Origin of the sequence: Pseudacidovorax sp. (genome assembly GCF_017991995.1) — a bacterium.
Taxonomy (GTDB): Bacteria; Pseudomonadota; Gammaproteobacteria; order Burkholderiales; family Burkholderiaceae_C; genus Xenophilus.
Map to the genome: position 1 here is coordinate 73966 of NZ_JAGOPN010000022.1, position 26159 is coordinate 100124.

General features: G+C 70.6%; 23 protein-coding genes. 16 read left to right on the forward strand and 7 right to left on the reverse strand.

The window, feature by feature from the left end; translation table 11 throughout:
* Positions 1-16: 16 nt before the first annotated feature.
* The 7 genes from KBC94_RS24735 (at position 17) to KBC94_RS24765 (ending at position 8567) form a co-directional block, all read left to right on the forward strand.
* The gene (locus tag KBC94_RS24735) at positions 17-1351 is read left to right on the forward strand and encodes an AmpG family muropeptide MFS transporter (RefSeq protein WP_294376667.1); all 1335 of its coding nucleotides are present in this window, start codon (positions 17-19) and stop codon (positions 1349-1351) included.
* A gap of 74 nt (positions 1352-1425) precedes the next feature.
* Positions 1426-2625, forward strand: a complete 1200-nt coding sequence (locus tag KBC94_RS24740) for a beta-ketoacyl-[acyl-carrier-protein] synthase family protein (RefSeq protein ID WP_294376670.1) — start codon at positions 1426-1428, stop codon at positions 2623-2625.
* On the forward strand, positions 2622-3428 hold the full coding sequence (locus KBC94_RS24745) for a beta-ketoacyl synthase chain length factor (protein ID WP_294376673.1): 807 nt from the start codon (positions 2622-2624) through the stop codon (positions 3426-3428). Before KBC94_RS24740 ends, KBC94_RS24745 begins: the two co-directional genes overlap by 4 nt.
* 21 nt (positions 3429-3449) lie before the next feature.
* The gene (locus KBC94_RS24750) at positions 3450-5105 is read left to right on the forward strand and encodes an NAD(P)/FAD-dependent oxidoreductase (RefSeq protein WP_294376674.1); all 1656 of its coding nucleotides are present in this window, start codon (positions 3450-3452) and stop codon (positions 5103-5105) included.
* A gap of 152 nt (positions 5106-5257) precedes the next feature.
* Positions 5258-5977, forward strand: a complete 720-nt coding sequence (locus KBC94_RS24755) for a response regulator transcription factor (protein ID WP_294376677.1) — start codon at positions 5258-5260, stop codon at positions 5975-5977.
* 10 nt (positions 5978-5987) lie between these two features.
* A complete protein-coding gene (locus tag KBC94_RS24760; RefSeq protein WP_294376679.1) occupies positions 5988-7172 on the forward strand; it encodes an ATP-binding protein in 1185 nt (394 codons plus the stop codon).
* 144 nt (positions 7173-7316) lie between these two features.
* Positions 7317-8567 (forward strand): O-antigen ligase family protein, encoded by a 1251-nt coding sequence (locus KBC94_RS24765; protein WP_294376683.1) that lies wholly within the window; start codon positions 7317-7319, stop codon positions 8565-8567.
* A gap of 99 nt (positions 8568-8666) precedes the next feature.
* On the opposite strand, the gene KBC94_RS24770 is transcribed toward KBC94_RS24765, so the two are convergent.
* Complete coding sequence (locus KBC94_RS24770; RefSeq protein WP_017758891.1) at positions 8667-8876, reverse strand: zinc-finger domain-containing protein; 210 nt, start codon at positions 8874-8876, stop codon at positions 8667-8669.
* Between the two features lie 5 nt (positions 8877-8881).
* A complete protein-coding gene (locus KBC94_RS24775) occupies positions 8882-9817 on the reverse strand; it encodes a branched-chain amino acid transaminase (protein WP_294376689.1) in 936 nt (311 codons plus the stop codon).
* Between the two features lie 156 nt (positions 9818-9973).
* Here KBC94_RS24775 and KBC94_RS24780 point away from each other — a divergent pair, with 156 nt between their 5' ends.
* Positions 9974-10999 (forward strand): recombination-associated protein RdgC, encoded by a 1026-nt coding sequence (locus KBC94_RS24780; RefSeq protein WP_294376693.1) that lies wholly within the window; start codon positions 9974-9976, stop codon positions 10997-10999.
* Between the two features lie 157 nt (positions 11000-11156).
* On the opposite strand, the gene KBC94_RS24785 is transcribed toward KBC94_RS24780, so the two are convergent.
* The 3 genes from KBC94_RS24785 to radA all read right to left on the reverse strand — a co-directional run bounded on the left by KBC94_RS24785 (position 11157) and on the right by radA (position 14976).
* Complete coding sequence (locus KBC94_RS24785; protein WP_294376694.1) at positions 11157-11627, reverse strand: glycerate kinase; 471 nt, start codon at positions 11625-11627, stop codon at positions 11157-11159.
* A 76-nt stretch (positions 11628-11703) separates the two neighbouring features.
* Positions 11704-13218, reverse strand: coding sequence for a BCCT family transporter (locus tag KBC94_RS24790; RefSeq protein ID WP_294376697.1), 1515 nt, complete (start codon positions 13216-13218; stop codon positions 11704-11706).
* A 375-nt stretch (positions 13219-13593) separates the two neighbouring features.
* The gene (gene radA / locus KBC94_RS24795; protein WP_114801657.1) at positions 13594-14976 is read right to left on the reverse strand and encodes a DNA repair protein RadA; all 1383 of its coding nucleotides are present in this window, start codon (positions 14974-14976) and stop codon (positions 13594-13596) included.
* Positions 14977-15119: 143 nt separating this feature from the next.
* Here radA and KBC94_RS24800 point away from each other — a divergent pair, with 143 nt between their 5' ends.
* From KBC94_RS24800 to KBC94_RS24810, 3 genes are all read left to right on the forward strand, one after another.
* Entirely contained in the window at positions 15120-16106 is a 987-nt protein-coding gene (locus KBC94_RS24800; protein WP_017758885.1) for a Bug family tripartite tricarboxylate transporter substrate binding protein, read from the forward strand.
* A 25-nt stretch (positions 16107-16131) separates the two neighbouring features.
* Positions 16132-16911 carry a class II aldolase/adducin family protein gene (locus tag KBC94_RS24805; protein WP_294376706.1) on the forward strand — a complete coding sequence of 260 codons (780 nt, stop codon included), beginning with the start codon at positions 16132-16134 and terminating at the stop codon, positions 16909-16911.
* A 97-nt stretch (positions 16912-17008) separates the two neighbouring features.
* Entirely contained in the window at positions 17009-17989 is a 981-nt protein-coding gene (locus tag KBC94_RS24810; protein ID WP_294376708.1) for a 2-dehydropantoate 2-reductase, read from the forward strand.
* Positions 17990-18009: 20 nt separating this feature from the next.
* On the opposite strand, the gene KBC94_RS24815 is transcribed toward KBC94_RS24810, so the two are convergent.
* Together KBC94_RS24815 and alr are read right to left on the reverse strand one after the other, a co-directional pair.
* Complete coding sequence (locus tag KBC94_RS24815; RefSeq protein ID WP_294376717.1) at positions 18010-18822, reverse strand: hypothetical protein; 813 nt, start codon at positions 18820-18822, stop codon at positions 18010-18012.
* Positions 18819-19919 (reverse strand): alanine racemase, encoded by a 1101-nt coding sequence (gene alr, locus KBC94_RS24820; protein ID WP_294376720.1) that lies wholly within the window; start codon positions 19917-19919, stop codon positions 18819-18821. The genes KBC94_RS24815 and alr overlap by 4 nt, the downstream gene beginning before the upstream one ends.
* Before the next feature lie 174 nt (positions 19920-20093).
* Between alr and lplT the strand changes: the two genes are divergently transcribed.
* From lplT to KBC94_RS24845, 5 genes are all read left to right on the forward strand, one after another.
* Entirely contained in the window at positions 20094-21398 is a 1305-nt protein-coding gene (lplT, locus tag KBC94_RS24825; RefSeq protein ID WP_294376723.1) for a lysophospholipid transporter LplT, read from the forward strand.
* Positions 21399-21566: 168 nt separating this feature from the next.
* Positions 21567-22055 carry a glutathione peroxidase gene (locus KBC94_RS24830; RefSeq protein WP_234193455.1) on the forward strand — a complete coding sequence of 163 codons (489 nt, stop codon included), beginning with the start codon at positions 21567-21569 and terminating at the stop codon, positions 22053-22055.
* A 183-nt stretch (positions 22056-22238) separates the two neighbouring features.
* Positions 22239-22616, forward strand: a complete 378-nt coding sequence (locus tag KBC94_RS24835; RefSeq protein ID WP_114801662.1) for a DUF2946 family protein — start codon at positions 22239-22241, stop codon at positions 22614-22616.
* A gap of 171 nt (positions 22617-22787) precedes the next feature.
* Positions 22788-25145 (forward strand): TonB-dependent receptor, encoded by a 2358-nt coding sequence (locus KBC94_RS24840; RefSeq protein WP_294376729.1) that lies wholly within the window; start codon positions 22788-22790, stop codon positions 25143-25145.
* A 28-nt stretch (positions 25146-25173) separates the two neighbouring features.
* On the forward strand, positions 25174-26064 hold the full coding sequence (locus KBC94_RS24845) for a copper chaperone PCu(A)C (RefSeq protein WP_294376733.1): 891 nt from the start codon (positions 25174-25176) through the stop codon (positions 26062-26064).
* Positions 26065-26159 lie beyond the last annotated feature (95 nt).

Below are 26159 nucleotides of genomic sequence, written 5' to 3' on the forward strand. Positions count from 1 at the left end.
GCAACCTTCCTCCTCCATGTCCAATCCCCCAGCCGTCACTCCCGAATTGCCCAGGCAACCCTGGCGCGAAACCCTGCGCGTGTACCTGGAGCCGGCCTCGCTGCGCATGTTCGCCCTCGGCTTCGCGGCCGGCCTGCCGCTGCTGCTGGTGCTGGGCACGCTGAGCTTTCGCCTGCGCGAGGCCGGTGTCGACCGCGCCACCATCGGTTACCTGAGCTGGGTGGGCCTGGCCTACGGCTTCAAGTGGGTGTGGGCGCCGCTGGTCGACCGGCTGCCGCTGCCGCCGCTGACCACGGTGCTGGGTCGACGCCGCGGCTGGCTGCTGCTGTCGCAGGCCATGGTCATCGCGGGCCTGGTGGGCATGGCCCTGAACGATCCGCGCGCCGGACTGGAGCCGCTGGTGCTGTGCGCCGTGCTGGTGGCCTTCGGCTCGGCCACGCAGGACATCGCGCTGGACGCCTTCCGCATCGAATCGGCCGAGGCCCGCAAGCAGGCCGCGCTGGCGGCGGCCTACCAGACAGGCTACCGCCTGGCCATGATCTGGGCCGGTGCCGGCGTGCTGTGGGTGGCGGCCTGGGCCGAGGGCAGCGCCACCGGCGCCTACCAGAACGGCGGCTGGCGCACGGCCTACCTGGTGATGGCCGGCTCCATGGTGGTGGGCGTGCTGACGGTGCTGCTATCGGCCGAGCCCGTGCGCGTGCCGCTGCCGCCCGCCCGCTCGGCCGGCGAATGGCTGCGCAACACGCTGGTGGAGCCCTTTGCCGACTTCCTGCGCCGCTACCGCTGGCAGGCGGTGCTGATCCTGTCGCTGATCGCCATCTACCGCATCAGCGACGTCGTGATGGGCATCATGGCCAACCCCTTCTACGTGGACATGGGCTTCACCAAGGACGAGGTGGCCACGGTGAGCAAGGTCTACGGCGTCATCATGACCCTGGTCGGCGCCTTCGTCGGCGGCGTGCTGGCCATGCGCCTGGGCGTGATGCGGGTGCTGATGCTGGGCGCCGTGCTCAGCGCTGCCAGCAACCTGCTGTTCGCCTGGATGACTACCCGCGGCCATGATGTGACGGCGCTGGTGGCGGTGGTGTCGGCCGACAACCTGGCCGGAGGCATCGCCTCGGCCGCCTTCATCGCCTACCTCTCCAGCCTGACCAACGTGAGCTACTCGGCCACGCAGTACGCGCTGTTCAGCTCGCTGATGCTGCTGCTGCCCAAGTTCGTGGCCGGCTTCTCGGGGGCCTTCGTCGAGGCCTACGGCTACGCCACCTTCTTCACCGGCACGGCGCTGCTGGGCCTGCCGGTGCTGGCGCTGGTGGCGCTGGCCATGCGGGCCGCCCGCCGACCCGTGTAGCGAGAGGTCTTCAGCACCGCGGGCCCGGCGGCTGTTACGCTCCCGCCTCGTTCCTGAAACCTGCCCGCCGCACCGTGCCGCAGAAGATCCCGCCCCTCGTCATCACGGCCTACACGGCCACCACCGCCCTGGGCACCGGCCTGGAGGCGCTGCGCAGCGCGCTGGCCGCCTCGCGCAGCGGCCTGCGTCCCAACGATTTCGGCGAGCCGACCGAACAGCGCCTGCCCACCTGGATCGGCCGCGTGCCCGGCGTCGAGGACGTGGTGCTGCCGCCCGAGCTCGCGCCCTGGGATTGCCGCAACAACCGCCTGGCCTGGATGGGCCTGAATGCCGACGGCTTCATCGGCGCCGCCCTGGCCGCGCGCGAGCGCCACGGCGCGGACCGCGTCGCCGTGATCATCGGCACCTCCACCTCCAGCATCGGCGAGACCGAACAGGCCTACACCCGGCTGGACGCCGAGGGCCGCTTTCCCGAAGCCATGCGCAACGCGCAGGTCCACACGCCGCATGCACCCGGCCTGTTCGTGCAGCGCGCGCTGGGGCTGACGGGGCCGTGCGAGACGATCTCCACCGCCTGCTCCTCCAGCGCCAAGGTCTTCGCCTCGGCCGAGCGGCTGATCCGCCTGGGCCTGGCCGACGCCGCCGTGGTGGGCGGCGCCGATTCGCTGTGCGGCAGCGTGCTGTTCGGCTTCAACTCGCTGGAGCTGGTGTCGCCCGAGCCCTGTCGGCCCTTCGACGCCGAGCGCCGCGGCATCAGCCTGGGCGAGGCGGCCGGCTTTGCGCTGCTGGAGCGCAGCGGCACCGGCCCGCACCTGCTGGGCCATGGCGAGGCGAGCGACGCGCATCACATGTCCACGCCGCATCCCGAAGGCGCCGGCGCCGAGCGGGCGCTGAACGACGCGCTGGCGCGCGCCGGCCTGGCCACCGACGACATCGACTACATCAACCTGCACGGCACGGCCAGCAGCAAGAACGACGAGGTCGAGGCCGCCCTGGTGGCGCGGCGCTTCCCGGCCCGCACCCATGCCAGCAGCACCAAAGGCTTCACCGGCCACACGCTGGGGGCGGCCGGCATCGTCGAAGCCGCCGTCAGCCTGCTGGCACTGGAGACGGGACTGATGCCCGGCAACATCAACGCGCGGACGTTCGACGCCGTCTGTGGCCCGCAGCTGCGCCGCGAGCCGGCCCAGGGGGAAGTGCGGCACGTGCTGTCCAACTCCTTCGGCTTCGGCGGCAACAACTGCGCGCTGATCTTCGGAAGGGCCGTGCAATGAGCCGGCTGCCCACGCTCTACGTCGAAGGCCCGGCCTTCTGGCATCCGCTGCTGCCTGGCTGGGAGGCGGCCCGCGCCGCCTTCCGTGGCGAAGCGGGCCTGGCCGAAGCTCCGGCCCGCCGCCCGGCGCCGCAGATCCTGGCGCCGGCCGAGCGCCGCCGCGCACCCGACACGGTGGCGCTGGCGCTGGAAGTGGCCAGCGCCGCCGTGGCCGGCTCCGGCCGCGCGGCCGTCGACCTGCCCTGCGTCTTCACCTCGGCCCAGGGCGACCTGGCCATCAGCGACTACATGTGCGCCACGCTCGCGCAGGCGCCCACGCAGCTGTCGCCCATCAAGTTCCACAACTCGGTGCACAACGCCGCCGTGGGCTACTGGACCATCGGCACCGGCTGCCAGCAGGCCAGCAATGCGATCAGCGCCTCGTCGCACAGCTTTGCCGCCGGCCTGCTCGAAGCCGCCACCCAGTGCGCCGCCGACCACCAGGCTGTGCTGCTGGTGGGCTTCGACGCCGAGGCCGCCGGCCCGCTGGCGCAGGTGCACGACACGCACGGCCTGCTGGCCGGCGCCATGGTGCTGGCCCCCGAGGCCAGCGAGCGCACCGTTGCCACGCTGTCCATCGCACTACACAGTGGCGCAGCCATCCCCACGGCATTGCAGTCCGAGGCGGCCCGCGCCCTGCCGCCCAACGCCATGGCCGACTCGCTGCCCTTCTTCGAGGCCCTGGCGCGCGGTCCTGACCCGGGCGGCCAGCCGCTGGTCCTCGCCCTGTCCGACACGCTGGCACTGCACATCACGCTAGGCTGACCGCCCCTTTCAGGAGAGTCCATGCACCCCACGCCCGCCACCCACGACGTCATCATCATGGGGGGCGGCCTGGCAGGACTCACGCTGGCGCTGCAGCTCAAGCGGCGCTTCGGCGACATCGACGTGCTGGTGCTCGAACGCCGCAGCCACCCGGTGCCGCATGCCACGCACAAGGTGGGCGAGTCGTCGGTGGAGATCGGCGCCCATTACTTCGACACCGTGCTCGGACTCAAGCAGCACCTGGACGAAGCGCAGCTGCGCAAGTTCGGCTTCCGCTTCTTCTTCTCTGAAGGCCGGCGCGACCTGGATGCCGTGACCGAGGTCGGCGCGAGCCGGCCGCTGTCGATCCCCAGCTACCAGATCGACCGCGGCATCTTCGAGAACCACCTGGCCGAGGTGGCAGCCGCCCAGGGCGTGCGCTTCGTCGACAACGCGATGGTGCGGCGCATGGCGCTGGACCCCGCCCCGCAGGGCCTGCACCGCATCGAATGGACCGAGGCGGGCGAGCCCCATGCCGCGCAATGCCGCTGGATGGTCGATGCCTGCGGCCGCGCCGGCCTGCTCAAGCGCCAACTGGGCCTGGTGCAGCCCAACGACCACCAGGCCCATGCCGTGTGGTTCCGCATCGGCAACCGGCTCACCCTGGACGACTGGGGCCAGGACCCCGAATGGCGCGCCCGCTGCACGCCCGCCGCGCGCTGGCTGTCGACCAACCACCTGGTGGGCGCGGGCTACTGGGTGTGGCTGATTCCGCTGGCCTCGGGTTCCCACTCGGTCGGCATCGTGGCGGACCCGGCTTTCCATCCGCTGGAGCGCATGGACAGCTTCGACAAGGCCATGGACTGGCTGGCCGAGCACCAGCCCGTGCTCTTCGACGTGCTCGACGGCCAGCGGGACAAGCTGCAGGACTTCGCCTTCATGCGCAAGTTCTCCTATGGCTGCAAGAAGGTCTTCAGCGGCGAGCGCTGGGCGCTCACCGGCGAGGCGGGCTTGTTCCTCGACCCCTTCTACTCGCCGGGCAGCGACTTCATCGCGATGAGCAACACCTTCATCTGCGACCTCATTGCCCACGACCGCGCGGGCCGCTCGGTGCAGGCGCGCGCGCAGCTGTACGACCACATTTACCACTCCTTCTACGACAGCACACTGGCGCTCTACCAGGGCCAGTACGGGCTGTTCGGCGACCCCGAGGTGCTGCCGGTGAAGGTGGTCTGGGACTACACCTACTACTGGGGCGTGCTGTCGCAGCTGTTCTTCCACGAGCGGCTCACCGACGTCGCCACGCTGGGCAACCTGCGCGAGGAACTGCAGCACTGCCAGCAGCTGAACATCGCCATGCAGGGCTTCCTGCGCGCCTGGTCGTCGGTGAGCGAGCGCCGCAACGCGGCACGCATGCTCGACCAGGCGGCGCTGCCGTGGTTTGCCGAGCTCAATGCCAGCCTGCGCGAGTCGCCGCTGCCCGACGCGGCGGCCTTCCAGGCCCGGCTGCGCCAGTGCGTGGCACAGCTGCGCACGCTGGCCCACCAGATCCACCGGCAGGCGCTGGACCAGCACCCCGGGCTGGACGATGGCGCACTGGCCGCGCTGCTGGCCCAGCCCATGCCGCGCACGCCCATCGACCGCGACGCGGCACCGATGCTGTTCGAGCACCTGGCCCGATCCCCCGCGGTGGCCTGAGGCGGAAGGCGACGAGGCAAGCAGCAGGCCGCGGCAGAGGCAGAGGCGGCCGGCAGGCGCTTCGCATGCATCGTCGCGATGCAACCCGGTTTACCCAACTTTACGAAGACTTCAACCGCCCTTGCCGGCGGGCGGCGAGCATTCCCTTCACCATGACGACCCCACAGCTGCTCATGATCGAAGACGACCAGCGCCTGGCGCAGATGGTCGTCGAATACCTGGCCCAGTCCGGCTTCGCCGTCAGCCACGCCGGCGACGGCGCGCGCGGCATGGCGGCGCTGGAGCAGCAATTGCCCGACCTCGTCATCCTCGACCTCATGCTGCCCGATGCCGATGGTCTGGACCTGTGCCGCCGCATCCGCGCCCTGCCCGGCGCGGCCGGCAAGGTGCCGGTGCTGATGCTGACGGCCAAGGGCGACCCCATGGACCGCATCATCGGCCTGGAGCTGGGCGCCGACGATTACCTGCCCAAGCCCTTCGAGCCGCGCGAGCTGCTGGCGCGCATCCGCGCCGTGCTTCGCCGCCGCGGTGAGGGCGGGCTGGCGGCAGGGCCCGAGCCGGCGCGGGGCATGCGCTTCGGCTCACTGGAAATCGACCGCGATGCGCGCACCGTCACCGTGGCCGGCCAGGCGGCCGAACTCACCTCCTACCAGTTCGACCTGCTGGTGGCGATGGCCGAACGCGCGGGCCGCGTGCTCACGCGCGACCAGATCATGGAAGCCGTTCGCGGGCGCGAGCTGGAGGCCTTCGACCGCTCCATCGATGTGCACATGGGCCGCATCCGCGCCGCCATCGAGGCCGACGCAAAGAACCCCAAGCGCATCCTGACCGTGCGCGGCGTGGGCTACGTCTTTGCCAAACAACAGGACTAGCCGGGATTCCATGGTCGGCCTGTTCACCCGCCATCTCTACGTGCGCATCTGGCTGGCCGTGCTGGCCGGCGTGGCCGTGGTCGTGATGGCGGCGGGCTGGGCCTGGAAGGTGGCGGACGACCAGCGCAGCGCCCCGCTGCCGCGCGACGTGACGCTGCGAGACACGCAGAACAACGCCTTTGCCAACGGCAAGTCGGTGCGCACCAGCCGGCCGGGCGAGCCGCTGGAATTCGCCATCTCGCTGGACAACGGCCAGCAGTTCACCATGGAACTGGGCCCGCGCATCGACCGCCGGCCCACGCCGCCGCCCTGGCTCCATCCGCATACCGGCATCTTCTGGCTGCTGGGCATGGTGGGCCTGGCCACCGGCCTGGGGCTGTACCCCATCGTGCGCCGGCTGACGCTGCGCCTCGAAGGCCTGCAGCGCAGCGTGCAGCGCTTCGGCGAAGGCGACCTCTCGGTGCGCGTCGACGACCGCGGCGAGGACGAGGTGGCCGACCTGGCCCGCCGCTTCAACGATGCCGCCACCCGCGTGGAGCAACTGGTGCGCTCGCACAAGTCGCTGCTGGCCAATGCCTCGCACGAGCTGCGCTCGCCGCTGGCGCGCATCCGCATGGGGCTGGAGCTGATGGGCCCCCAGGCCAACAGCGCGGCCCGCGCCGAGATCTCGCGCAACATCGCCGAGCTGGACCAGCTGATCGACGAGATCCTGCTGGCCAGCCGCCTCGACGCCCGCGAAGCCGACGTCGGCACCATCGAGACGGTGGACCTGATGGGCCTGGCCGCCGAGGAATGCGCCCGCGTGGATGCCGACCTGGGCCTGGCCGCGGGCACGGCACTGGACGCGGTGACGGTGCATGGGGTGTCGCGCCTGCTGCGCCGGGCCCTGCGCAACCTGCTGGAGAACGCGCGCCGGCATGGCGGCAGCGGCACGGTGGCCGTCGAGCTGGCGGCCGAGCCGGGCTGGGCGATGCTGCATGTGGACGACCAGGGCCCCGGCGTGCCCGAGGCGCTGCGCGAGCGCATCTTCGAGCCCTTCTACCGCCTGCCCGGTGCCAGCGAGCGCGACGGGGGCGTGGGCCTGGGGTTGGCGCTGGTCAAGTCCATCGCCGAACGGCATGGCGGCGGGGTGCGCTGCACGCGCAGCCCGGCGGGCGGCGCCCGCTTCACCATCCGGCTGCCACGGCCCGCCTGACACGCGCCCGACGGGCCGCCCGCAGGGTCTGCACGATCCTGCCACGGTCGCTTCCTAGAATCGGCAGCCTTTCTCCGGCCACCCGCCGCCTTGTGCTGCACACCAGCCCGCGCGTGCCGACGCCGCGACCAACCGACCCATCCGATGCGCCTTCCCCTTCTTCCCCGCGCCGCCGCCTGCCTGTGGGGCGCGGTGGTGTTCATGCCGGTGGGCCTGAACTACATGGCCTTCCTGCTGCTGCTGGCGACGATGCTGGTGGCAGGCGACTGGCGCGAGCGCGTGGAGCGCCTGGCCCACCATCCGCTGCGCTGGCCCCTCGCGGCGCTGGTGCTGTGGCAGCTGGTCGTGCTGGTCATCGGGCCGCACTACGCCGAGACCGGCGTCAACCTGTGGCACGGCATCCGCATCCCGCTGACCATCCTGCTGGCCCTGATGCTCACCCGCGAGGAGGCGGTGTGGGCGATGCGCGGCTTCCTGGGCATCGCCTTCTTCAACATCGCCTACACGGCGGTGTTCTATTTCATCCTGATGAAGTTCGGCGTGATGCCGCCCATGGGCGTGCTCAAGCCGATGATCATGCTGGTGGGCAACAAGTCGATCAACGATGCGCTGCTCTACACCGTGCTGGGCGGCGCCTCGGCCGCCTGGGCGCTGCAGCGGCTGGTGGAGCACCGGCCCTACCGGGCGGTGGCCGGCTTCGCGCTGACGGCTGCGACGGTCTTCATCGTCAACTGGAACCTGCCTTCGCGCACCTCGCTGCTGGCCATGCTGATCGTGCTGCCCCTGCTGTGCGTGCACCAGTGGCGCAGCCACTGGCGCGGCATGGCCGTGGCGCTGGCGGCCGTGGTGGTGGTGCTCGGCTTCGCGCTGCGCGAGGCGCCGCCCGTGGTCGAGCAGAAGCTGGCCCAGGGTGTGTCGGAGATCGAGGCCGCACGCGCTGGCGCGGTCTCCGAGGGCAGCTGGGTGGTGCGCTACCACATGTACACCGTCACCGGCCGCATGATCGCCGACCGGCCGCTGGCGGGCTGGGGCATCGGCGCCTGGAACCAGATCTGGCGCGAGCGCGGCCCGGCCCTGCTGGCCAACTACAACATGCCGCACAACGACTTCCTGTGGATGGGCTCACAGACCGGTCTGCCCGGCGTGGCCGCGCTGCTGGCCGTGATGCTGTGCGCCGTGTGGCAGGCCTGGAAGCGACCGGACCTGTCTGGCCGCGTGGCCTTCGCCGCCACGCTCATCATGCTGCTGGCCAGCTGCGTCAACTCGGCCCTGCGGGACGCGCAGATCGGGTTGTCGCTGCTGTGGGTGGGGATGGTGTTCCTGCGGCTTTCGCGCGAGCCGGCGGGCGCCTGGCTGGCGGTGCTGCCACGGCGCTGGCGAGGCGCCTCGGTCTAGCACTGCCGCCAGAAACGACAAGGCCGCCGGGGATGACCCGGCGGCCTTGTTTCGTTCTGGCGTAGGGCCCGCGAATCGAGGGCCCGGGTGGCGCCTGCCTCAGTGGCCGCCGGCCACCACCTCGCCCGCCTTCAGGCGGTACAGCGTGCCGCAATACGGGCACTTGGCCTCGCCCGTGCGGGCGACGTCCAGGTACACCTTGGGATGGGTGTTCCACAGCTTCATGTCGGCCTTGGGGCTGGGACAGAAGACGCCGCCCTGGTGGTTCAGGTCCTTGGCGGCGAGTTCGACGACGGCGGAAGTGGACATGGCGATCAGACCTTGGTGAGCCAGTGGGCGTACTTGGGATTGCGGCCGTTGACGATGTCGAAGAAGGCGTTCTGCACCTTCTCGGTCACGGGGCCGCGGCTGCCGATGCCGATCTGCACCCGGTCGAGTTCGCGGATGGGCGTGACCTCGGCGGCGGTGCCGGTGAAGAAGGCCTCATCGGCGATGTAGACCTCGTCGCGCGTGATGCGCTTCTGCACCACCTCGATGCCGAGGTCCTTGGCGATGTGCAGGATGGTGTTGCGCGTGATGCCGTTGAGCGCGCCGGCCGACAGGTCGGGCGTGTAGATCGTGCCGCCCTTGACCACAAAGATGTTCTCGCCCGCGCCTTCGGAGACGAAGCCGGCCGCGTCCAGCAGCAGGGCCTCGTCGTAGCCGTCTTCCGTGGCCTCCATGTTGGCCAGGATGGAGTTGCTGTAGTTGGAGACCGCCTTGGCCTGCGTCATCGTGATGTTCACGTGGTGGCGGGTGTAGCTGCTGGTCTTGACGCGGATGCCGCGCTTGAGGCCCTCTTCGCCCAGGTAGGCGCCCCAGGCCCAGGCCGCGACCATCGCATGGATGGTGTTGCCCTTGGGGCTCACGCCCAGCTTCTCGGAGCCGATCCAGACCAGCGGGCGCAGGTAGCAGCTTTCGAGCTGGTTGGCCCGCACGACTTCCTTCTGCGCCTCGTTGAGTTGCTCCTTGCTGAACGGGATGTTCATGCGCAGGATCTTGGCGCTGTTGTAGAGGCGCTCGGTGTGCTCTTCGAGGCGGAAGATGGCGGTGCCATTCACGGTGTTGTAGGCCCGCACTCCTTCGAAGGCGCCGCAGCCGTAGTGCAGCGTGTGGGTCAGCACATGGATCTTCGCGTCGCGCCAGTCGACGAGTTCACCGTCCATCCAGATCTTGCCGTCACGGTCGGCCAGCGAGGGGATCGCGCTCATGTCTTGCTTGTCCTTGCAGGGAGAAATGCGGGGAGCCGGCGATTTTAAGGCGCCGGCCTGCCCGGGCTTTTACTCGGGCTTACAGGCCGCGCAGGCGACCCCGGCCACGCGGCGCACGCACAATCGCCCGCTTCGCGTTTTTCCCGCCGACCTGCCGTGCCCCGTTTCAAGAACGTCATCAGCTTCCGCATCGAGCCCGCATGGGCGCCCGACTTCGACGCCGCCCAGCAGCAGCTGGAAAAGGAGCGCTTCGTGCCCTGCGGCGCGACGCAGGAATCGTCCGCCGGCTGGGTCGAGCCCCGCGGCCAGGCCGAGGGCCCGCTGCTGGAGTCCGTCGGCGGCCAGTGGCTGTTGGAGTACATGGTCGAGAGCAAGACGCTGCCCGCCTCGGTGGTGCGCCGCAAGCTCGACGAGCGCTGCGCGCAGATCGAGCAGCAGACCGGCCGCCAGCCCGGCAAGAAGGAGAAGAAGCAGCTCAAGGAAGACATCACGCAGGAGCTGCTGCCCATGGCCTTCACCCGCCATGCGCGCATCGCCGTGTGGATCGACCCGGGCGCAAGGCGACTGACGCTGGACACCTCCAACCAGGCCCGCGCCGACGGCGTGGTGACGGCCCTGGTCAAGGCGCTGGACGGCTTCGGCGTGTCGGCCTTCCACACGCAGGTGGAGCCCGGCAGCGCCATGGCCGGCTGGCTGGCCACGCAGGAGCCACCGGCGGGCTTTTCCATCGACCGCGACTGCGAGCTCAAGGCCACGGACGACTCCAAGGCCGTGGTGCGCTATGCCAAGCATCCCCTGGACATCGAGGAGGTGCGCGAGCACATCGCCCAGGGCAAGCGGCCGACCCGCCTGGCGCTGACCTGGGAGGACCGCGTCTCCTTCGAGCTGACCGAGGGCATGCAGCTGCGCAAGCTGCAGTTCCTGGAAGGCGTGTTCGACGGCGCCGGCAGCGATGCGCAGGCCAAGGACGAGGGCTTCGACACCGATGCCGCCATCGTGACCGGCGAGCTGGGGCAGTTGCTGCCCGCGTTGCTGGAGGCACTGGGCGGGGAGATGGCGCCGGGCATGGCGGCGGCAGCCGCGCCAGCGCCGGTGGCCGCGCCGCGGGCTGAATCGCAATTGGTGGCAGAGACAACGCCCGGATCGACGTCGGCGACCGACGACGACGGCCCGCCCTTCTGAAGATGAAGCCCCTCACTCCTTGCGGGAGAGGGGTTGGGGAGAGGGGGAGCCTGCGCGCCAACAGCCCTGCGCCTTGCGAGCGCCGCTCCTCTCCCCCGCCCCCCACAAGGGGAGAGGGAGCAGAAAACGGGCGCCCTCGTGGAAAGAGAAAGGTCGCTCAGCGACCGTCCGGCGCCACCCCGGTCGCCATGCCGCCGGCCTCGGCAACCGAGGGCACGACCGCCGCCGCCTCCTCCACCTGAACCGGCCGCGTCAGCTTCCATTCCCGCAGCTTGCCTTCGTGGAAGGTCGCGTCCACGTAGGAGTCGCTGTTGTCGGTCCAGCGGAAGACTTCGGGCTGCACGCCTTCGGGCGTCTGTGCGGCGCCGATCGCGCGGGTCATGGCGATCACATGCAGCAGCGTCATGCGCGGCTTGAGCTTGGCATTGAGCATCACCGCACTGTCCACATAGCCCATCGGCCGGTTGCCGGCGCGGCGAAGCACCGTCATCGTGCGCGTGAAGTGCAGCAGCAGGAACATCATGATGCCGCCAGCCACGCCAACGACGCCCGCCAGGCCATAGCTGCGCCATCCGATCACCAGCAGGGCCAGTCCCGCGACCGGGACGAGGATTTTCGAGAGAGTCATGGCGGCAGATTGTCCCTGCTCGCGCCGCGGGTCCGCATTGCGGACATCCGCAGGCCGCGCTGCGGGTCAACCCGGATCACTTGACCATCTCGCGCATCCGGCGGCGCAGGGCGCGCTCACGTTTCTGCTCCTCATCCCAGTCGTGGCGGATCGCCCAGGTGACGGAGATCGCCATCAGCACCAACACCAGCGCGAAGGGCAGTGCGAACACGATGGTGGCCGTCTGCACCGCGTTCAAGCCGCCCGCCAGCAGCAGGCTCAGCGCGATGGCCGCCACCAGCACGCCCCAGATGATCTTGACGCGGGCGGGCGGGTTGGGATTGCCCTGCGTGCTCATGGTGCCCAGCACCAGCGTGGCCGAATCGCCCGAAGTGACGAAGAAGACGAACACCAGGATGGTGGCCACCACGGACAGGATGGCGCCGCCGGGCATCGCGTCGAACATCACGAACATCGCGCTCGACACGTTGGAAGCCACGGCCTCGGCCAGCGGGACGCCACGGAAGATCTCGTAGTTGAGCGCCGTGCCGCCAAACACCGCGAACCAGGCGAAGCCCACCAGGCTGGGCGCCAGCACGGTGCCCACCAGGAATTGGCGCACCGTGCGCCCGCGCGAGACCCGCGCGATGAACAGGCCCACGAAGGGCGACCAGGCCAGCCACCAGGCCCAGTAGAAGATGGTCCAGTCGCCGATCCACGAGCTCTGGCGGAAGGGCGTCATGCGCAGGCTCATCCGCACGAAGTCGCTGAGGTAGGAACCCAGGGTGGCGGTAAAGGTGTCGATGATGGCGATGGTCGGCCCCAGGCACAGCACCACCAGGGCCAGCAGGCCGGCCACGATCAGGTTGCCCATCGACAGCCACTTGACGCCGCGCTCCACGCCGCTCACGGCCGAGGTGAGGAACAGCACCGTGGTCACCACGATGATGGCCGACTCTGTCCATCGGCTGTCGGGCAGGCCGAACGCCTGCTGCAGCCCGGCACCGATCTGCGTGGCGCCCATGCCCAGCGACGCGGCGACGCCGAAGGCCGTGGCGACCACAGCCAGCACGTTGACCACCGGCGACAGCCGCCGGGTCCAGGCCCAGGGCAGCGCCTCGGTGGCCGAACTCACCAGCGGCAAGGCCTTGCGCCGGAAGGTGAAGAAGCTGATCGCCAAGCCCACGATGCCGTAGATGGCCCAGGGATGGAAGCCCCAGTGGAAGAAGGAATAGCGCATGGCCGCGCCCGCAGCGTCCGCCGTGTTGGGCGCGATGCCCGGCGGCGGCGTGACGTAGTGCGACACCGGCTCGGCCACGCCCCAGAACACCAGGCCGATGCCCATGCCGGCCGCGAACAGCATCGAGAACCAGGCACCCAGGGAGAACTCGGGCTCGTCGTCCTCGTCGCCGAGCTTGAGGTCGCCGTAACGGCTCACGGCCAGGAAGAAGGCCAGCAGCACCAGGCCCAGCACCACCCACAGGTAGAACCAGCCGAAGGTGCGGGTGATGTCGGCGAGCAGCGTGCCGAAGACGCTGTCCAGTGTGCGGGGCGAGATCAGGCCCCAGAGCACCACGGCCCCGATGATGGCCGCGGAAACGATGAGTTGCATGGCGCACTCCTCCTCGATCGGTGCGCCCTGCGTGGCCCGCCGTGCCCCCCGGGGAACGGTTCAGGCGTCCGCCACGCATGCTGCATGCCGGCACGGGCGCTGATGGATGAAAACACCCGCGGACGACGGCGCGGCATCGGGCGATGCACGAACCAGTCCACGGACGAGGGGCGGGCGGCAGCGGGGCCACCCCGATGCCCAGACTACCGGCGCGAGAGGCCGGATAGGGCGGAACGAAGGCGCGGATTGTAGGCGGCGGGCACCCGGCGTGTCTGTAGGCGCAGGCCGGGCGTCGGGCAGGCGGGACGCGGTTGCGCGGTTGCGCGGTTCCTCCGCACCCGTCGACGGGCGCCGCGCTGGAATCAACGCAGCAGCTCAGTCCAGCTGCCGCACCACCGCCATCGCCTCGTCCACCCGGTCGACGGCATGGATGGTCAGCCCCTCGATGGGCTTCTTCGGCGCATTGGCCTTGGGCACCAGCGCCACCGAGAAGCCCAGCTTGGCCGCCTCGCGCAGGCGCTCCTGCCCACGCGGCGCCGGCCGCACCTCGCCGGCCAGGCCGACTTCGCCGAAGGCCACGAAGCCCTTGGGCAGCGCCTTGCCGCGCAGGCTGGAGCTGATGGCCAGCATCACCGCCAGGTCGGCCGCCGGCTCGGTGATGCGCACGCCGCCCACGGCGTTGACGAACACGTCCTGGTCCATGCTGGCCACGCCCGCATGGCGGTGCAGCACTGCCAGCAGCATGGCCAGGCGGTCGCGCTCCAGGCCCACCGACAGGCGGCGCGGGCTGGGGCCGCCGTCGTCCACCAGCGCCTGGATCTCCACCAGCATCGGCCGTGTGCCCTCCAGCGTCACCAGCACCACGCTGCCGGGCACCGGCTGCGCATGCTGGCTCAGGAAGATGGCACTGGGATTGGCCACGCCGCGCAGGCCGCGCTCGGTCATGGCGAAGACGCCGATCTCGTTGACGGCGCCGAAGCGGTTCTTGATGGCGCGCACCAGGCGGAAGCTGGAATGCGTGTCGCCCTCGAAGTACAGCACCGTGTCCACCATGTGCTCCAGCACGCGCGGGCCGGCCAGCGCGCCTTCCTTGGTCACATGGCCCACCAGCACCACCGCGGTGCCGCTGGCCTTCGCGAAGCGCGTCAGGTGCGCGGCGCATTCGCGCACCTGCGCCACCGAGCCGGGCGCCGAAGTGAGCTGGTCGGAATACACGGTCTGGATCGAATCGATGATGGCGATGGCAGGCCGGTGCGCGTCGAGCGTGGCGAGGATCTTCTCGAGCTGGATCTCGGCCATCAGCTGCACCTGCGAGCGCTCGAGCCCCAGCCGGTGGGCGCGCAGCGCCACCTGGGCGCCGCTTTCCTCGCCGGTCACGTACAGGGCGATCTGCCCGGCGTTCTGCAGCGCGTCGGCCGCCTGCAGCAGCAGGGTCGACTTGCCGATGCCCGGGTCGCCGCCGATCAGCGTCACGCCGCCCGGCACGATCCCGCCGCCGAGCACGCGATCCAGCTCTTCCAGGCCGGTGGCCGTGCGCGCCACGTCGGTGGCCTCGATCTCGGCCAGCACCGCCAGCTCGGAGGCGCCGCCCAGCGCGGCGAAGGTGTTGCCGAAGCGGTTCTGCGCCGCGCCGGGCGCCGCGGCCGGCGCCTGCTCGACCAGCGAGTTCCACGCGCCGCAGGAGGGGCATTTGCCGAGCCACTTGGGGCTGGTGCCTCCACATTCGCTGCACACGTACTGGGTCTTGTCCTTGGCCATCGGTCGAGTGTAGGGACCCCCATCGCGCGGCCCCGGGGCTCGCGTAAACCAGAAGGTCCGATGGCGGGACGCGCTGGAACAATGTCGGCCATCCACCGGGCGCGTCGCGCCCGTTTTTTTCCTCTCGTTCCGGAGACATCCCCATGCAGATCACCCGCCGTCACCTGCTGCAGACCACCGGCGCCTCGGCGCTGCTCGCCGGCATCGGCCAGCAGGCCTTCGCCCAGGCCGCGCTGGAGAACGCCACCATCGTCACCGGCTTCGCGGCCGGCGGCACCTCCGACACCATCTGCCGCCGCGTGGCGCAGAAGCTGCAGCCCGACTACGCCAAGGCCGTGGTGGTGGACAACCGCACCGGCGCGGGCGGCCAGATCGCCATCAACTACATCAAGGCCCGCCCGGCCGACGGCACGACGATGCTGCAGACGCCCACGTCGATGCTGACGATCTATCCGCACATCTACAAGAAGCTGTCGTACGACCCGCAGACCGACCTCACGCCCGTGAGCCTGGGCTGCGTGTTCGACTTCGGCTTCGCCGTGGGCCCGGCCGTGCCGGCCAGCGTCAAGACCGTGGCCGACTTCCTGGCCTGGGCCAAGGCCAACCCGACGGGCGCCAACTTCGGCTCGCCCGCCGCCGGCTCCACGCCGCACTTCGTGGGCGTGCTGATCGGCAAGAGCGCCGGCGTCGAGCTCAAGCACGCAGCCTACCGCGGCACGCAGCCGGCCATGCTGGACCTGCTGGGCGGCAACATCTCGGCCGTGTCGGGCCCCATCGGCGACATCACGCAGCACCTGTCCACGGGCAAGGTCCGCATCCTGTCGGTCTCGGGCACCAAGCGCAGCCGCTTCGCACCCGACGTGCCCACGCTGATGGAGCAGGGCATCAACATGGCGCACAGCGAGTGGTTCGCCTTCTTCCTGCCACCCAAGGCCAACCCGGAGCTGGTCGCCCGCCTGAATGCCGGCATGAAGAACGCCCTGGCGCAGAAGGACGTGATCGACGGCCTGGGCACCTTCGGCCTGGAAGCCATGTCCTCCACCCCCGCCGAACTGGCCGAGCTGATCAAGAAGGACACGGCCAAGTGGGGCCCCATCGTCAAGGAAGTCGGCTTCACGGCCGAGGCCTGACGAGGCCGCAGCGGGACGGATCGCCATGACCTTGCCGGCCTCGTCGCTGATCCATCCCAACCTGCATCCCGACGAGCGGGCCGCCCGCGTGGAGCTGGCGGCCTGCTACCGCGTCTTCGCCATGCTGGGCTGGACGGAGATGATCTACAACCACATCACTGTCCGGCTGCCCGACAGCGTCACGGGCGGCGAGAAGCAGTTCCTGATCAACCCCTTCGGCCTGCACTACAGCGAGGTCACGGCCAGCAACCTGGTCAAGATCGACCTGGCGGGCCGGGTGCTCGACGGCTCGGCGCATCCGGTCAATCCCGCGGGCTTCACGGTGCATGCGGCCATCCACGACGGGCTGCCCGGGGCGCACTGCGTGATGCACACCCACACCACCGCCGGCATGGCGGTGGCCTGCGTGCAGGGCGGGCTGTCGCTGTCCAACTTCTACGCCGCGCAGTTGCATGGCCGGGTGGCGTACCACGACTTCGAGGGCGTGACGGTGCATGCCGACGAGGGCCCGCGCCTGCTGGCCAGCATCGGCGACAAGCCGGCCGTCATCCTGCGCAACCACGGCCTGCTGGTCTGGGGCCAGACGCTGCCGCAGGCCTTCGTCACGCTGTGGACGCTGCAGCGCGCCTGCGAAGTGCAGTTGGCGACGATGAGCATGGGCACGCCGATCCCCGTGGCCGAGGCCATCGCCGAGCAATGCAAGCGCGACGCGCTGCAGTTCCACCCCAAGCAGGGTGCCGGTCAGGACGTCTTCGACGCGCTCGTACGACAGGTGGACCGGCTCGACCCTGGCTACCGCGCCTGAGCATCCGCGGCCGCCGACCGCCGCGTTGCGCGCACGGAGCCGCCCGGGCGACTAGCATCGTCGCCCATCGCGGCTTTGCGACTTTCGGACCCATCCCATGAAGATCTGCATCTACGGTGCCGGCGCCATCGGCGGCTGGCTAGGCGTGGCCCTGGCCCAGGCGGGCGAGCGGCTGAACGTGGTGGCGCGCGGCGCCACGCTCGAAGCGCTGCAAACGAGTGGCCTGCAGCTGGTGCGCCAGGGCGGCGTGGTCACGCGCGTGCCGGTGAACGCGGTGGAGGACCCTGCGGCCCTCGGTCCGCAGGACGTGGTGACCGTCGCCGTCAAGGCGCCCGCCCTCGCCGCCGTGGCCGAGCGCATCGGCCCGCTGCTGGGGCCGGACACCGTCGTACTCACGGCCATGAACGGCGTGCCCTGGTGGTTCCTCGACGGCGGCTTCGGCGGCCCGCTGGCGGGGCGGCGGCTGTCCGCCATCGATCCCGACGGGCGCATCGCCGCGGCCATTCCGGGCCATCACGTGATCGGCGGCGTGGTGCATGCGAGCTGCTCGCTCGACGGGCCCGGCGTGGTGCGCCACCACTTCGGCAACGGCCTGATCGTCGGCGAGCCCTCGGGCGAGCCGACCGAGCGGGTGCAGCGCCTGGCCGACCTGCTGCAGCGCGGCGGCATCGACGCCCGCGTGTCGCCGCAGATCCAGAAGGACGTCTGGTACAAGCTCTGGGGCAACATGACGGTCAACCCCATCAGCGCGCTGACGGGTGCGACCACCGATCGCATCCTGGCCGACGACCTGCTGCGCGGCTTCATCTCGGCCGTGATGCTGGAGGCCCGCACCGTGGGCGAGCGCATCGGCGTGCCCATCGCCGAGATGCCGGAGGACCGCCACGCGGTCACGCGCAAGCTGGGCGCCTTCAAGACCTCGATGCTGCAGGACGTGGAGGCCGGCCGGCCGGTGGAACTCGATGCGCTGGTCAGCGCTGTGCGCGAGCTGGCCGAGGGCGTCGGGCTGGCCACGCCCTTCACCGACGCGCTGCTGGGCCTGGCCCGGGTGCAGGCGCGGGGGCTGGGGCTGTACTGAGTGCGAGGTTGCGGGGCCGTCTAGCGCCGGCCCGTGATGATCCGCAGCGCCTCCGGCAGCGTGTGGGCCTGGGGCACGAAGTGGTCGACCGCGGCACCCAGCAGCACGGCGCACAGCAGGGCACCCAGCAGCGGCTTCCAGGTCAGGCGCACGGCGGCCATCAACCAGCCTTCACGGGCCAGGCGCCGGGTGGTGCGAACCGCCGCATAGGAGAAGGCCAGTTCGACCGCGACGGCCAGCAGCGCCTCCGAGCCGAAGTACAGCCACAGCAGCGAGCCGGCCCCCAGCAGCAGCGCGACACCGATCAGGAAGACGGCCACGACGGGCACCACCACGATGGCGCCCTCGTCCGCAGCGCCGGCGGCCTCGAGCGCCCCCGAGGCCAGGTCACCCAGCGCGTTGCCGTCGGCCGCGGCCGGCGCCGAGAAATCGCCCTGCGCTCCCGCGCCCGCGAAGTCACCGCCGCCGCCCGTGCGGGGCATCGATGGGCCTGCGCCACCGCGGCCGGCCGGCAGGTCGGACCCCGGGAGGTCGAACGCATCGCCCCAATCCCCGCATTCGCCTTCGCGCCGCTCGCCCAGCAGCCGACGCGCCCAGAGGCGCAGCAGGCCCAGGTAGACCAGGTAGCCCACGCCCAGGGTGAGCAGGTAGCGCAGGGCCAGCGAATCGACCTCGGCCCCATGCCGCAGCAGGGCCGAACAGGCCCACATCGTGAGCAGCACGAGGCTGCCGATCAGCCAGCCGTGCATGCGCAGGCTGTGGCGCCGGTGCAGCGCCTGCTCCAGCGCCGATTCCTCCAGGCGCACGGAGCGCCAGGTCGAGCGGACCTTCATTCCAGCGCTTCGACCACGACCGGCACGCGCGGCGCCACGGCGCACATCAGCTCGTAGCCCACGGTGCCGCTGGCGCGGGCCACCTCGTCGATGGGCAGCAGAGTGCCGTGCTGCGCGCTGCGGCCCCACAGCACCACCTCGCTGCCGAAGCCGGCCTCGGGCACGGGCGTGAGGTCGACGGTGACCATGTCCATGCTCACGCGGCCGACGACCCGGGTGCGCACGCCGTCGACCAGCACCGGCGTGCCGGTGGGCGCATGGCGCGGATAGCCGTCGGCATAGCCCACGGCCGCGATGCCGATACGCATGGGCTGCTCGGCCACGAAGCTGGAGCCATAGCCCACGGTGTCGCCCGGCTGCAGCGACTGCACGCCGATGAGCCGCGTGGCCAGCGTCATGCCGGGCTGCAGTTGCCAGTGGGCCGCGTCGTGCTCGGGAAAGTCGGGAGCGCTGCCATAGAGCACGATGCCCGGCCGCACCCAATCGGCCCGGGTGCGGGTTGCATGGCGCAGTACCGCGGCGCTGTTGGCGATGCAGCGCTCGCCGGGCAGGTCGGCCGTGGCGTCGTCGAAGGCGGCCATGGCCGCGTCGATGCCGCACGGGCCGTCGGCATCGCTGAAATGCATCATCAGCGAGACCTCGTCCACCTGCGGCAGGGCCGTGAGGCGCGTCCATGCAGCGCGCATGCGGCCCGGCGCGAAGCCCAGGCGGTTCATGCCCGAGTTCATCTTGAGGAAGACGCGGTGCGGCGCCTGCGTCTTGTGCGCGGCCAGCCAGTCGATCTGCTCGTCGCAGTGCACCGTGTGCCACAGGCTCAGGCGCGAGCACAACTCCAGGTCGCGCGCATCGAACACGCCTTCGAGCAGCAGGATGGGGCCACGCCAGCCCAGGGCGCGCACGCGCTCGGCCTCGGCCAGGTCCAGCAACGCGAAGCCATCGGCGGCCCGGAAGGCCTCGAACACGCGCTCGATGCCGTGGCCGTAGGCATTGGCCTTGACCACCGCCCAGACGCTGGCCGGGGCCGCCCCGCGGCGGGCGCGCTCGAGGTTGTGGCGCAGCGCGCCGGGGTGGATGGTGCAGAGGATCGGGCGGGGCATGGGGCGGCCGGAATTCGATGCGGGATGACGCCCATGTCGGACGCGGACGGGCCGCCTGCGGCAGGGTTATGGGTCATTTTGGCATTGCACCTGCGTGCTATAACCACGGGCCCCCGACCCCGGGGATTTTTTGTATACAGCTTCGAGCCTGCACATGGCCAGCCAGCCCCATCGATGAAGCGCGGCTTCTACACCATCATGTCGGCCCAGTTCTTCTCGTCGCTGGCCGACCAAGCGCTCTTCGTGGCTGCCGTCGAACTGCTGCGGACCGCGGGCGCACCGGAGTGGCAACGGGCGGCACTGGTGCCGATCTTCGCCATCTTCTATGTGGCCCTGGCGCCGCTGGTCGGCGCCTTCGCCGACGCGCTGCCCAAAGGCAAGGTCATGTTCATCAGCAATGCCATCAAGGTGGTGGGCTGCCTGATGATGCTGTTCGGCAGCCACCCCCTGGCCGCCTATGCGGTGGTGGGCCTGGGCGCGGCGGCCTACTCGCCGGCCAAGTACGGCATCCTGACCGAGCTGTTGCCCGCCTCGCAGCTCGTCAAGGCCAACGGCTGGATCGAAGGGCTGACCATCGCCTCGATCATCCTGGGCATCGTGCTCGGCGGCCTGCTGGTGGGCGAGCCTGTCTCCAACCGGCTGCTGGCGCTGGACGTGCCGCTGATCGACACCGGCATCAACACCCCGCCGGAAGCCGCCATCAGCGTGTTGATCGCGGTGTATGCGCTGGCCGCCTGGTTCAACACCCGCATCCCGCACACCGGCGTGGCCATGCGTCCGCTGCGCGCCGATCCGCACCGCAGCTTCGTGGGCAACCTCGTGGCGCTGCTGCCCGACTTCTGGCAGTGCAACGCACGGCTGTGGCGCGACAAGCTCGGCCAGATCTCGCTGGCCACGACCACGCTCTTCTGGGGCGCCGGCGGCAACCTCAAGTACATCGTGCTGGCCTGGGCCTCGCTGGCCCTGGGCTACAGCACGCCGCAGGCCTCGGCGCTGACCGGCGTGGTGGCCATCGGCACCGCCGTGGGCGCCGTGGTGGCCTCGGTGCGCATGCGGCTGGACATGGCGACGCAGGTGATTCCGCTGGGCATCGGCATGGGCCTGCTGGTGATCGCGATGAACTTCATCTCGAACGTGTGGGTGGCCGTGCCCTTCCTGATCCTGCTGGGCGGCCTGGGCGGCTTCCTGGTGGTGCCGATGAATGCACTGCTGCAGCACCGTGGCCACAACCTGATGGGCGCGGGCCGTTCGATCGCCGTGCAGAACTTCAACGAGCAGGCCTGCATCCTGCTGCTGGGGGCCTTCTACAGCGCCTGCACGGGCCTCGGGCTGTCGGCCTTCGGCGCGATCACCGCCTTCGGCATCGTGGTCGCCGGCTTCATGGAGCTCATCCGCCGGTGGCACCAGCGCAACCTGAAGGTGCATGGCGAGGAAGTGCAGCGCCTGCTCGAGATCGCCCGCAGCGATAAGCATCATTGACCACCCCCGTTGCTTGCTCACTTCGTGTAGCCGCCTCCCCCCTCAAGGGGGCGCACCCGGCGGCCCGGCGGAGCCGGTTCCGCGGGTGCCCTTGCATGGCGTGCTTCGCGGCCAGCCGACACGGCCCTCGTCAGCGATGGGCACCACCCACTTGATGAGGAGATCGACATGACGACGCTTCACGACTTCGAGGTTCGCCGGCTGGACGGCTCGCCGGTCTCGCTGGGCGAGTTCCGCGGGCAGGTGGTGCTGGTGGTCAACACCGCCAGCCAGTGCGGCTTCACGCCGCAGCTGGGCGGGCTGGAAGCATTGCATGCCCGCTTCCAGGACCGCGGCTTCGCGGTGCTGGGCTTTCCCTGCAACCAGTTCGGCGGGCAGGAGCCCGGCTCGGCCGAGGAGATCGGCAGCTTCTGCCAGCGCAACTACGGCGTGAGCTTCCCGATGATGGAGAAGATCGACGTCAACGGCGCCAATGCCGCGCCGCTGTACCGGTGGCTCACGAGCGAGAAGCCCGGGCTGCTGGGCACGCAGGCCATCAAGTGGAACTTCACCAAGTTTCTGGTGGGCCGCGACGGGCAGGTGATCCGCCGCTATGCGCCGCTGGACAAGCCGGAGTCCATCGCGGCGGACATTGAGGCGGCGCTGGGCGCAGGCTGAGCCGGCAGGCAGGCCTGCGCGCCGTTCTGCCCTTCGACAAGCTCAGAGCGAACGGGGTGATGCCCAGTTCAGGACGCACGGATGGCACCCAACTCGGGGCGAAGGGTGAGGGCCGTGCAACACCCTCGGACAAAAAGTCCGCCGCATCGCGCGAAGCCCGCTCCTAGAATCGCGCGCTCGCCCATGCGCTCCTTCGCACGCACCCTTCATCGCCTTGCCCGCGGCCTGCTCGGTCGCGCGGTGCTGCTGTGGTTCGCGCTGTCGATGGGTGCGGCCATTGCCTCGCCGCTGGTGCATCCGCAGGCCATGGAACTGGTCTGCTCGGCGATGGGTGCCGTGAAGGTGGTCGTGAAGACCGACGACGGCGTCCAGGAGATGGGCGCCACGCACATGGACTGCCCGCTGTGCGTCTCCATGGGCGCACCGCCGCCCGTGGCACCCCTGCTGCAGCTGCCCCAGGCCCAGCCCCTGGGCGCGGCCCTGCAGCCCATCGAGGCCGCCCGCCTGGCCGCGGCCACCGCCGCGCCGCTGCCGGCGCGCGGCCCCCCGGCACTGCGCTGAGCTGTTCTCTTCCCGTTCGCCCGCGGTGTTGACCGGCGGCGCGACGGCCCTGGCCCTGCGGGCCGGCCGTCCGACCGCTGCACGCCCGGCGTGGACCCGAACCACAGATCGCCGCGCAGGCCCGGGCCGGACCGACTCCGGCCACCGGCTGCGCGGATGCCAGGCCTCTCCATGAATCCCTCATTGCACCCGCGCGCTGCCGAGCGCGCCCGCTTGTCCCGGCTCGCCCTGCGCGCCGGCCTTTCGCTGCCGCTGGCCCTGCCTTTGGGCACGTGGGCGCAGCAGGCCGGCACCACCGCCGCCGACACGCCCGAGCGCGTCAAGTCGCTCGGCGTCGTGACCGTCACCGGCGGCCAGCCCACCTCGCTGCCGACGCAGATCCCCACCACCATCGAAGGCGTCACGCGCGAGGAGATCGCCACGCGCATCAATGCCACCGACAGCGAGGACGCGCTCAAGTACCTGCCCAGCCTGCTGGTGCGCAAGCGCTACATCGGCGACTACAACCACGCGATCCTCTCGACCCGCGCCTCAGGCACCGGCAACAGCGCGCGCTCGGCGGTGTATGCGGACGGCATCCTGCTGTCCAACTACCTGGGCAACGGCATCGCCAACGGCACCAACTTCGCGCCGCGCTGGGGCCTGGTGTCGCCGGAGGAGATCGAGCGGGTGGACGTGATGTACGGCCCGTTCTCGGCCGCCTATCCCGGCAACTCGGCCGGCGCGGTGGTCGACTACGTGACGCGCATGCCGACGACGCTCGAAGCGCATGTGAGCGCCGGCTACTCGTCGCAGCCCAACCAGCTCTACAACACCGATGCGACCTTCAACAGCTGGCAGACCAGCGCCTCACTGGGCAGCCGCGCCGGCGACTGGTCGTGGTGGATCCACCTCAACCGCACCCGCAGCGAAGGCCAGCCGCTGACATTCACCACGGCCACCGTCGCCTCGGGCACGCCCGGTCGTGCGGGGACGCCGGTCACGAGCTGGGTGGGCGGACTCAACACCACCAACACGCCCTGGTACATCCTGGGCACGGGCACGGCCTACCAGACGGTGCAGGACCAGGCCAAGCTGAAGCTGGCCTACGACATCACGCCCACGCTGCGCGCCAGCTACACGCTGGGCTGGTGGCAGAACAGCTCGGAAGGCCGTCCGGCCAGTTACCTGACGGGGCCCGACGGCCTGCCGGTGTACAGCGGCACGGTCAACATCCTCGGCAGAAGCTACACGCTCGCGCCCACCGCCTTTCCGCTGACCAACGACGACCAGACGCACCTGATGCACGGCCTGTCGCTCAAGAGCCGCACCGAGGGCGTTTTCGACTGGGAGCTCGCGGCCAGCCTGTACGACTACCGCAAGGACCAGCAGCGTGCGCCCACGGTGGCGCTGCCGATCGCCGCCTACGGCGGGGCGGGCACGCTGCAGGACCAGGACGGCACCGGCTGGAACACGCTGGCCGCCAAGGGCACCTGGCGCCCCCAGGGCCTGCAGGGCGCGCACATCGTGGACTTCGGCATCGGCCGCGATGCCTACAAGCTGGCCATCGCCAAGAACAACGTCGCCGGCAGCTGGATCGACGGGCCCATCAACCCGCTCTCGCTGGTCAGCAACGTGGGCGGCCGCACGCAGACCGTGAGCGCCTGGGCGCAGGACGCCTGGCGTTTCGCCCCGCGCTGGAAGGCCGTGCTCGGCCTGCGCTGGGAGGACTGGCAGGCCGAGGACGGCCTGAGCGCCAGCGCCACCAGCGCCCTGCGCTATGCCCGCCGCAGCGAGTCGCACCTCTCGCCCAAGGCCGCCCTCGCCTTCCAGGCCACCGACGACACGGTGATCAAGGCCTCGGTCGGCCGCGCGGTGCGCTTTCCGACCGTGGGCGAGCTGTACGGCGCCACCAGTGGCACGCTGTCCTTCGTCAACGACCCGACGCTCAAGCCCGAGAAGTCCTGGACCGGCGAACTCAGCGCCGAGAAGGACCTGGGCAACGGCCTGCTGCGCGCCACGCTCTTCCACGAGACCACGCGCGATGCACTCTTCAGCCAGCTGGTGCCCGGCACCACCACCTCGCGCGTGCAGAACGTCGACAAGGTGCGCACCACCGGCGTGGAGCTGGCCTACACCGGCACCGATGTCTTCATGCGCGGCCTGGACCTGGGCGGTAGCCTGACCTTCGCCGACTCGCGCACCGTGGCCAATGTGGCCAATCCGGCGAGCGTGGGCAAGTGGCAGCCGCGCGTGCCGCGCTGGCGCTCCACGGTGTACGCCACCTACCGTCCCACCGACCGATGGTCCTTCACCGTGGCGGCGCGCTACAGCGGGCGCCAGTACTCCAACCTGGACAACAGCGACGTCAACGCCGATGCCTACTTCGGCGCCAGCAAGTACTTCACCGTCGACACGCGCGTGCGCTGGCAGATCGACCGCCATTTCTCGGCCGCCTTCGGCATCGACAACCTCAACAACGCCCAGTACTGGAACTTCCACCCCTACCCGCAGCGCACCTACACCGCGTCGCTGCAGTGGGACCTGTGATCCACCCCATCCTCCGGAGACCCGAACCATGAGCCGCTTCAACCGCCCCCTTCTCGCCCTCGCCCTCGCCCTGCTGGCCGGCACCGGCAGTGCCATCGCCCACGTGACGCTGCCGCCCGGCGGCGCCACCGTCGGCACCGACTACGAGGCCGCCTTCCGCGTCGGCCATGCCTGCAAGGACGCCACGCTCACCAACGCGCTCACCGTGCGCCTGCCGCAGGGCTTCGCGCTGAAGGACGTGCCTGCGCGCCCCGGCTGGACCATCGAGCAGACGCGCAGCGGCAACGAGGCCGTGGTGCGCTGGACCGCCACCAGCGCGGCCACCGCCGTGCCTGCCGACCAGAAGACCGAGTTCGTGCTGCGCGGCCGCCTGCCCGACAAGCCGGGCCCGCTGTACTTCAAGGTGCTGCAGGGCTGCGACGTGGGCAGCAGCGACTGGGCCCAGCTGCCCACGGGCGCCGCCGACGAGAAGCTGCCCCTGCCCGCCGCGAAGCTGGACGTGCTGCCGCGCGGCGTGGCCGCCGTGGACGTGCGTGACGGCTGGGCCCGCATGGCCGTGGCCGGCCAGAGCGGCACCGGCGCCTTCATGAAGCTGCAGGCGCCCTCGGGCGCGCGCCTGGTGGGCGCCAGCACGCCGGTCGCCGGCATCGCCGAGGTGCACGAGATGTCGATGCAGGGCGACCACATGCAGATGCGCGCCGTCGCCGAACTGGCGCTGCCCGCGCGCCAGACGGTCGAGCTGCGCCCCGGCGGCCTGCATGTGATGCTGATGGACCTGAAGCAGCCGCTGCCCGTCGGCAGCACGCTGCCGCTGACGCTGCGCTTCAAGGACGCACAGGGCAACGAGTCCACGCGCGAGGTGCAGCTGCCGGTGCGTGCCGCGCCGGCTGCGGCGGGCAGCGGCGGGCATCAGCACTGAGGCTCGTTTCTTCTCCCCTCTCCCGCAAGGGGAGAGGGAGCAAATGCCGGTCGTGCGCCGTCCTTCGACGACGTCGACGCAAGCCCCAATGCAAA